We start from the raw sequence: 7,976 nt of genomic DNA, 5'->3' as shown, positions 1-7,976 counted from the left end.
CCTGCAAATGTAAAGGGGTATCTTTTCTTTTGTCCTTGCAAAGTTACTTTTTAGTCTTTAAAAGTGCGGATCAATATATTAAGACAGGAGGCTTTCTTAATATAATCTTTATAAATTTGGATTACATTAGAGTTGTTGAGATATTTTACCTTTGAGAGCTGTGAAACTCAAAAGTTACTTTTAGTAAGTTTATCTGTTTTATTTTTTAAAGGAAGGCGATATTGATGGAACCTGTTAATACTGAAATGGAGGATATTAAACAAGGAAACATTCATGATTATGATAATTATTTAAAGTATTTCAACAACAAACCGGCTAAACAAGAACGGCAAGAAAAGTATCACTCATTGACCTTTGTTTCGACGGGCATCATTCCTTATGATGGTGGGATCACAACCATGCTGCATTTAGGTACGTTGCTTAGCCAGCAAGGTTATGATGTATACTATCAAAGCTGTGTTCCCCAGAAAGTTGAAGATATGCGGACCAATGCAGAGTTTAATTTTCCCGGTTATCAGGGGACTTGCCTAGCTGAAGAACAATTTTTTAACCACAGTTCAGACATTTGGGTCGCAACTTTATGGGAAACGGCCTACCTGATCAAAAACCTACCTGGTTATAAGATGTATTTTGTTCAAGATTATGAGCCGTATTTTTATCCCTATGGCGACCGGTCGCAGCTAGCCAAACGGAGCTATGAACTTGGATTGCACATGGTATCATTAGGACCCTGGTGTGCTGAAATGGTCCAAAAAAATTGTCATATCAATAGTCCGCTAGATTACATTAATTTTCCGGTCGATGTTGCTCATTACCAGCTTAAGGAAAGAAATTTTGAGAAATATCTGGGAAAAAAGATTTTAAATTTGGCTGTTTATACTAAGTTTAATAGTCCACGCCGGGCACCAATCAATTTGCAGATGGTTTTATATAATACAGAAAAACTTTTAAAAGAAAAGGGAATTGAGCTAAATATTAATTATTTCGGAACTAACAAAAATGAGCGGTTTATTAATGGACGTAATTTAGGCAAACTGACTAAAGCTCAGTTGCGTGACTTATATTATCAGTCAGACTTTGGAATTGCACCGTCAATGACTAACTTTTCATTGGTTCCTTTTGAAATGATGAGTTCAGGGCTTCCATTCATTGACTTTGAAGAAGGAACTGGTCCAGAATTCATACCTGATAATTGTTGTTGGTATACGCGCTTCAATGAGTATAATTTGAGCGCCTTATTGCAAAAAATCTGCTGTCGGCCAAAAAGTTTGACAAAAAAAACTGCTAATGCGAAGAAATATTTAAATAGCATCACCTGGAAGAAGACACTGAGTGATTTTTTGGAGATCATTGCTAATATCGATAAAAAGGGTGTTGGAAGAAATTAAAAAGGGCTGTGCAAGAGAAATTAATTGAAGGGCTAGTCCAAATGAGTGAGAATATTAATAGCTAGACAAGTTAGCTTATGATTTTATTAAGAATGGAAAGTTTTAACATTATGCTAAATTGATTTGGTATGGTTAAATCAAAAGTATATGTTGCAGAGAGGTGACAAAATAGATGGATGCGGATCCGGGAGCGTGTTGGTGTTTAACTTTAAGCTGTATCCTGCGTGAATAGTTCGCTGTGATTGATGGCGTAATATCAACGAATAAGTGTTGATATAGCTTGCTGGTCAGTGAATTATTAAGGAGGATGAACTTGAATGGAACATTATCAAGAAAAAGCAGAAAAGTTAAAAAGTAAATATCGAGCGCAGAGTTTCGAAAATGGTTTGTCAAGTGAAGAAGCAAAAAAGCGGCTGGTGGAAGATGGGCCAAACAAGATAGAAAGTAAAAAGACTCCTAAGTGGAAAATTTTTTTGCGACAGTTTGACAATATGATTACTTATATTTTAATTGCCGCAATGGCTATGACTCTACTGGTCGGTGATCAGACTGATACATTGGTCATTGGGCTGGTAGTTGTGATCAATGCCTTTATTGGGTATTTTCAAGAATCCAATGCCGCAGATGCTTTGGCTCAGATCCAGCAAATGTTGGCGGCTGAAGCAACAGTTTATCGTGATAATACACGAAGTGATATTCCAGCATCTGATTTGGTCAAAGGTGATGTAGTTTTTTTGGAGGCTGGAGACAGTGTACCAGCGGATTTACGGATCGTACAGGCGGCAAATTTACGGATCCAAGAGTCATCATTGACCGGTGAAACGGATGCCGTTACAAAAAGCGAGGATGATATTGCTGAGACCAAGGTGCCATTAGCTGATCAGAGCAATATGGCTTTTACTTCGACAAGTGTTACCAATGGTTCTGGTTTGGGTGTGGTTGTTGCCACGGCAGCGGAAACTGAGATCGGACAGATCTCTACTGCGGTTGCGGAAGCTAAACCTAAAGAAACTCCAATGATGAAGGAGATCGGTAACCTAGGGAAGGGGACCTCGATCGGTATCTTGATCGTGGCTGTGATCTTGTTTATTTTAGGCCTCTTCTTGCAAATTTATTCTTTACCAGTCCTAGCCTTGGCAGTTGTTACGATGGTCGTTGGTTCTATCCCTGAAGGTCTGCCAGCAACAACTTCTGTGGTCTTAGCCCTAGGAGTTTCAGATATGGCTAAGAATAAAAAGACGATCGTTAAAACTTTACCTGCTGTTGAAACTCTGGGAGCCGTTGATGTCATAGCTACTGACAAAACAGGAACGCTGACTAAAAATGAAATGACGATGACCGATATCATCACTAAAAATGAACATTATACTTTAACAGGGACGGGGTATGCGCCAACAGGTGATTTACAACTTGCTGGAAAAAACACTGCCCCTAATGTGACGATCAAGCAGTTTTTTACAGCTGGTTTTGCTGCCAATGATACGGAGCTTGACCAAGATGACGATGACGTTTATCAAATTAATGGTGAACCAACTGATGGGGCCTTCTTGACGGCTTATTATAAGGTCATGGGTACAAAGCCGGATTACGAATCACTGGATATGTTGCCGTTTGACTCGGAGTATCGTTACATTGCTCGTTTAGTCAGGGATCAAGCTACTGGAGAAAAACTACTTTATGTTAAGGGATCTCCAGATAAGATTTTTGAAATGGTTGCTAATAATGAACAAGACTTTGATCAAAAATATTGGCTTCAAAGGGTCGAAGAGTTAGCCGGGTCTGGTAAGAGAGTGGTCGCGGTCGGGGTTACCAAAGTTGCTGGAAATGTTGAAGAAGTAACACATGAATTATTAGCGCAAGGAGTCGATTTTCTCGGCCTGGCAGGTATCATTGATCCACCGCGTCCAGAGGTCATTGCCACTTTGAAGCAGTTGAACAATGCCCACGTACAAGTCAAAATGATCACTGGTGATTCGCCAGTTACAGCCTCCGCTATCGGGCAACAATTAGGATTAGCAGAGCAGATCTATGCAATCACAGGTCCACAATGGGATGAACTTGATGAAAAGCAACGTCAGCAAGCAGCTGAGAAAAATCAAGTTTTTGCTAGAACAACACCACAAAATAAACTAGAGATCGTTGAGGCTTTAGAGCAGACTGAGAAGGTCACTGCCATGATCGGAGATGGCGTTAATGATGCGCCAGCACTAAAGACTGCTGATATTGGAGTTTCAATGGGTGTTAAAGGAACTGATGTAGCGCGGGATGCCGCTGACATGATCTTGACCGATGATAATTTCACGACAATGGGGACTGCAATTAAAGAAGGACGACGGATCTATGATAATATTAAGAAAAGTATTTTGTTCTTGTTGCCAACCTCATTTGCTGAAGGTCTGATCGTTTTCTTCTCGATCCTGTTTGATATGCCGTTGCCATTAACTCCAAGTCAGTTGTTATGGATCAATATGGTCTCGGCCGTGACGATTCAGTTCGCATTTATCTTTGAACCTGCTGAATCGGGTATCATGAACCGAAAGCCGCGTGCTCACGGGCAATCGATGGTCACAAAACATGATGTGATCCAGATGATTTATGTTTCGATCATTATTGCGGCGACAGGTTTGTTTGGACATGCAGTCTTGCTAGACCAAGGGGCAAGCCAAGCAGCAGCAAGTACATTGATGGTCAACATTATTATTGGTGGTAAAATTTTCTATCTCTTTAATATTCGAACAGCTAATTTTGCCTTGTCAAAAGATATTTTGGCCAATAAGAAAGCATTCTTAGTTATTGGGATCATGTTGTTGTTACAAATCATTTTAACCTATGTCCCATTTATGCAAGAATTGTTTTCAACAACGGGGGTTAGTGTAGCAGCTTTTATTTTGTCGCTGCTCTCAGGTGTCATTGTTTTCATTGTTGTAGAATTGGACAAACTAGTACGTAAAATTATTTTAAAAGCCGAATAGTTCTGACTTGAGTTCGCCTATTTGGTACAATTAATTCTTATTGTAAAATGTGATGAAGGATTCAATTTAAATATTCCGTAATTGTTAGGTATAATAGTCTAATAATTATGGAATATTTTTATTTTAAGGAAATAAAGTTATTTGGTTTTTTTATTCACGGATACAGTTTGTCTAAAGTGCTAACCATATTTGAATAATAATGGGTAGATATTTAAAATTAGCAACATGTCTTAGTACTCAACACAAAGACTGCTATAATGAAACTATCTGTAGGAAAGGCGGGTGTATCCATGTATCGAGAGGAAAAATTGTGGGATGATTCACGCTGGATCAATGTAACAGATCCAGATGAACAAGACTTACAAAAATTACAACAGGATTTCGCGTTACCTCGTAAATACCGGTCATATATCCTTGACCAAAGAGAACGTTCACGTTTTGATTATAATGAAGAAACAAAAATGGGCTTGCTGATCTGGCGGGTCGCAGTCTCAGACAAACAAAACGGTGGTTTCAAGGTTTTACCTGTGAGCTTTGTCATTTCCGAAAAATTCTTGATCTCAGTAGTCAATAAAGAAGCTAAGTGGGTCATGAATGAACTGGAAGACTTGTTGCACAAGCTGAAGCAAAATAAGGTCAGGCAGCCATCACCGATTACTTTATTGTTACGGCTGTTATGGAAAATCAACGACCAATATGTTGATCAAATCGATGAGATCAACGGGCAACGAGAAAACTTGGCTAACTATCACCGGCATCCAACCAATCAACAGATCGCTGCCTTATCAGAGTTGAGCGATCAGCTAGTGTACTTAACGACTGCTACAGACAACAACGTGGTGGCTATCCAGCAAATGGAATTAAGCAGTAATTCAGATGGTGACGACTTTCAACTTAACGCTAAAGAACATGATTTTTTAAGTGACGTTGAAGTTGAGACCAAGCAAAGCCAACAGATCACTCAAGATGCAGCTGATTTGGTTGATCGTTTGTCGAATACTTATAATAATATTTTGAATAATAATTTGAATGATACCATGCGCTTTTTGACGGTCTGGTCCTTGATTTTGGCGGTGCCTCCGATAATTTCAGGCTTTTATGGCATGAATATGCATTTGCCATGGGCTAAAGGCGAGTTTGCTTGGGTCACTACACTATTTATGACTCTGGCGTTGATCTTGCTTACGATGTGGATCTACCGCCATTATCATTCAAAATAAAATAATAAGGGTGAGAAAAATATGATTACAACTATCGCACTAGATTTAGATAATACGTTGCTGAATTCTAACAGAGAGATCTCAGCGGAAAATGAAAAAGTTCTAAAACAATTGCATGAAGCTGGCAAACGGGTGGTTTTATGTACCGGACGTCCGCTGGGAGCCGTGCAGCACTTGATCAAGCAATTAGAATTAACAAAGCCCGAAGATTTTACTATCACTTTTAACGGTGGATTGGTTCAAAATAATGTAACACAAGAGATTTTGAACCAAACTACTTTAAATAAGGCAGAAGTGGAAATGCTTTATCAGGATGCTAAACTGCGCAACTATCCTTTGGATGTTTTAGGACCCGATAAAGTATATTCATTGATCGAATGTGGCAAATCAGATTACGAATCATTTATGAGCGGGATGATCCCATTTGAAGATGTTGATTTTGCTGATCTGCCAGCTGATCAAACGTTTGGCAAAGTAGTCAGCTCTGCTCCAGCTGAAAAAGTTTCGCAGACACGAGCTGGCTTGCCGCAAAATATTAAGGATAATTTCCATGTTGTTCCTTCCCGTCGCGAATTGTTGGAGTTTTTGCCTGCTAGTGTCAATAAGGCACGTGGATTAGGACAATTATTGACATATTTTGGCGAAACGTTAGATAATTTGCTGGCTTTTGGCGACGAAGAAAATGACTTGGAAATGTTGCAGGCAGCTGGGATCGGTGTATCGATGGGGAACGCTGTTCCGTTGATCAAAGAGGCTGCGAATGCGGAAACGTTAGACAATAATGCCGATGGGGTAGCTGTCTATCTTAAAAGATATTTTGAACTTTAGACGCTAACCTGCTTCGCTGTCCATTTAGTTAGGGCCTATTTGTAGGAATTTTAACAGGGAACACAAATGTAACTTTTTTAGATGCAAAGAGTGTTTGGCGGGTGTTAAACATGATCTTTTATACTGCTGATTATTTTGGCAGTATAAAAGATCATGCGGACAGTGACTTGTTGTTAGAGTACGGTTACGAAGTCTGTGCGCGAAATCACGTCACTTATTGCCTGGCACGTATCTTATTTTGAAAAGCACAGGGCCTTTCTGCTTAAAACGGCACGAAAGAAAAATAATAACGCTGTTAAACGATGCGCGTGCCTATGCGCGTCTTAATAATAATCAAAGGTTGATGAAGAAGATTTCAAGTGCATTGAAAACTGTCTAGCTGTCCTTGCATAAAAAAACTACCACTAAATCTCAAACAAAGTGGTAGTTTTTCTATGTTCTAAAAGTCAGTTAACGCAAAAAATTTCATAAAAAATAATCTGAGTTATATATTTTGCAAGTAGCTTTATTCTTGTTGCGATGGACCCGTTGTGGCATCTGGATTTTCAACTTTTCCTTCGTGTTGAGAAGGCCCTGTAACTGTATCTGCGGCAGCATCTGGATCATCGACTAATTTTTGACCAGTGTGCTTTAAATACCATTTAATATCTGGCATTAGATCGTAAATTTGTTCGTTTACGCCTCGGTATCTGCCTTTTTCATCATGCATAGCTATATAATCATGAAGTATACACTTATCTGGTCCATTTCCGGGAACAGCAAGTCGAAATTTTTTCTTTTGACCGGTGCGCAGCATGTGGACCACTGCTGCTGCTCCTTTTCTAGCTCTTGGTGGATGACAATAGGCAATGGCATTTCCGATTTGGCTCGGTTTTCTGCCAGCTAGCATTTCTTTTGTAGGCATCATGTTGTTATAGTATAAAAATTGATTGTTATCATCTGCAAAAGTCAGCTCGAAGGGCATTGAATTTAAAAAGTAATTGATTTGATCCACAGTGAGTAAACCACAATCTAACTTGATGTATGTGTTTCCGCTGATAGCTTGAGTTTTTTCAACAGCTTGATCGATCCAGGTATCTGAAGCTTTTTCGAGTCCCTTAATGGTCGTATCAATGTCTTGCTTTGAAAAAAGATCTTCTTGTTGTGTGTCTGGATGTTGTTTGTCATTTTCAGTCATGTTAAATGTCCTCCTTAAAAAATTGGGCGCAGAAAACCGGAAGAAAGTGAGCACTGGCAGATACCTGCACCATGTTGTTCTTTTGACAATATATAGTGGAGAAGTGAGCTCGTTATAGCTTCTTTCCAGCTATATGATATCACTTACTTGTGAAGTATTCAACTTGAATATATAATATTTAAATAAAGATATATAAAAATATAATAATGGTTATTAAAAGTCAGTGAAAGTCCTCAATGACAGTGTCGCTATAGTGTGCTTAGATATTGTGAACGATCCTTGCGTGATTTTCACTTCATTTTGAGTGCAGCAATCAAAAACAGCATGAAATTTCTAAATTACAGAAAAATTCATGCTGTTATTTAGAGAGTATAAAATAGTTTGTGTAAAT

6 protein-coding genes are annotated in these 7,976 nt (G+C 38.9%); 5 read left to right on the top strand and 1 reads right to left on the bottom strand.

Annotated elements, in window-relative coordinates:
- Positions 1 to 224 precede the first annotated feature (224 nt).
- The 5 genes from FC65_RS07335 (at position 225) to FC65_RS12760 (ending at position 6,650) form a co-directional block, all read left to right on the top strand.
- Positions 225 to 1,388, top strand: coding sequence for a glycosyltransferase family protein (locus tag FC65_RS07335; protein WP_056972116.1), 1,164 nt, complete (start codon positions 225 to 227; stop codon positions 1,386 to 1,388).
- Between the two features lie 317 nt (positions 1,389 to 1,705).
- Positions 1,706 to 4,360 (top strand): HAD-IC family P-type ATPase, encoded by a 2,655-nt coding sequence (locus FC65_RS07330; RefSeq protein WP_056972115.1) that lies wholly within the window; start codon positions 1,706 to 1,708, stop codon positions 4,358 to 4,360.
- Between the two features lie 290 nt (positions 4,361 to 4,650).
- Positions 4,651 to 5,580 carry a magnesium transporter CorA family protein gene (locus tag FC65_RS07325; protein WP_056972114.1) on the top strand — a complete coding sequence of 310 codons (930 nt, stop codon included), beginning with the start codon at positions 4,651 to 4,653 and terminating at the stop codon, positions 5,578 to 5,580.
- Positions 5,581 to 5,601: 21 nt separating this feature from the next.
- Positions 5,602 to 6,408 carry a Cof-type HAD-IIB family hydrolase gene (locus FC65_RS07320; RefSeq protein WP_056972113.1) on the top strand — a complete coding sequence of 269 codons (807 nt, stop codon included), beginning with the start codon at positions 5,602 to 5,604 and terminating at the stop codon, positions 6,406 to 6,408.
- Between the two features lie 110 nt (positions 6,409 to 6,518).
- The gene (locus tag FC65_RS12760) at positions 6,519 to 6,650 is read left to right on the top strand and encodes a hypothetical protein (protein WP_268872476.1); all 132 of its coding nucleotides are present in this window, start codon (positions 6,519 to 6,521) and stop codon (positions 6,648 to 6,650) included.
- A 263-nt stretch (positions 6,651 to 6,913) separates the two neighbouring features.
- On the opposite strand, the gene FC65_RS07315 is transcribed toward FC65_RS12760, so the two are convergent.
- Positions 6,914 to 7,585: a PAS domain-containing protein gene (locus FC65_RS07315; RefSeq protein WP_056972112.1), complete on the bottom strand. Its 672-nt coding sequence runs from the start codon at positions 7,583 to 7,585 to the stop codon at positions 6,914 to 6,916.
- Positions 7,586 to 7,976: the final 391 nt, after the last annotated feature.

This window comes from Ligilactobacillus acidipiscis DSM 15836, assembly GCF_001435755.1.
Taxonomy (GTDB): Bacteria; Bacillota; Bacilli; order Lactobacillales; family Lactobacillaceae; genus Ligilactobacillus; species Ligilactobacillus acidipiscis.
The sequence above is the reverse complement of the archived record's forward strand: the minus strand, read 5'-3'. Positions and strand labels throughout refer to the sequence as shown.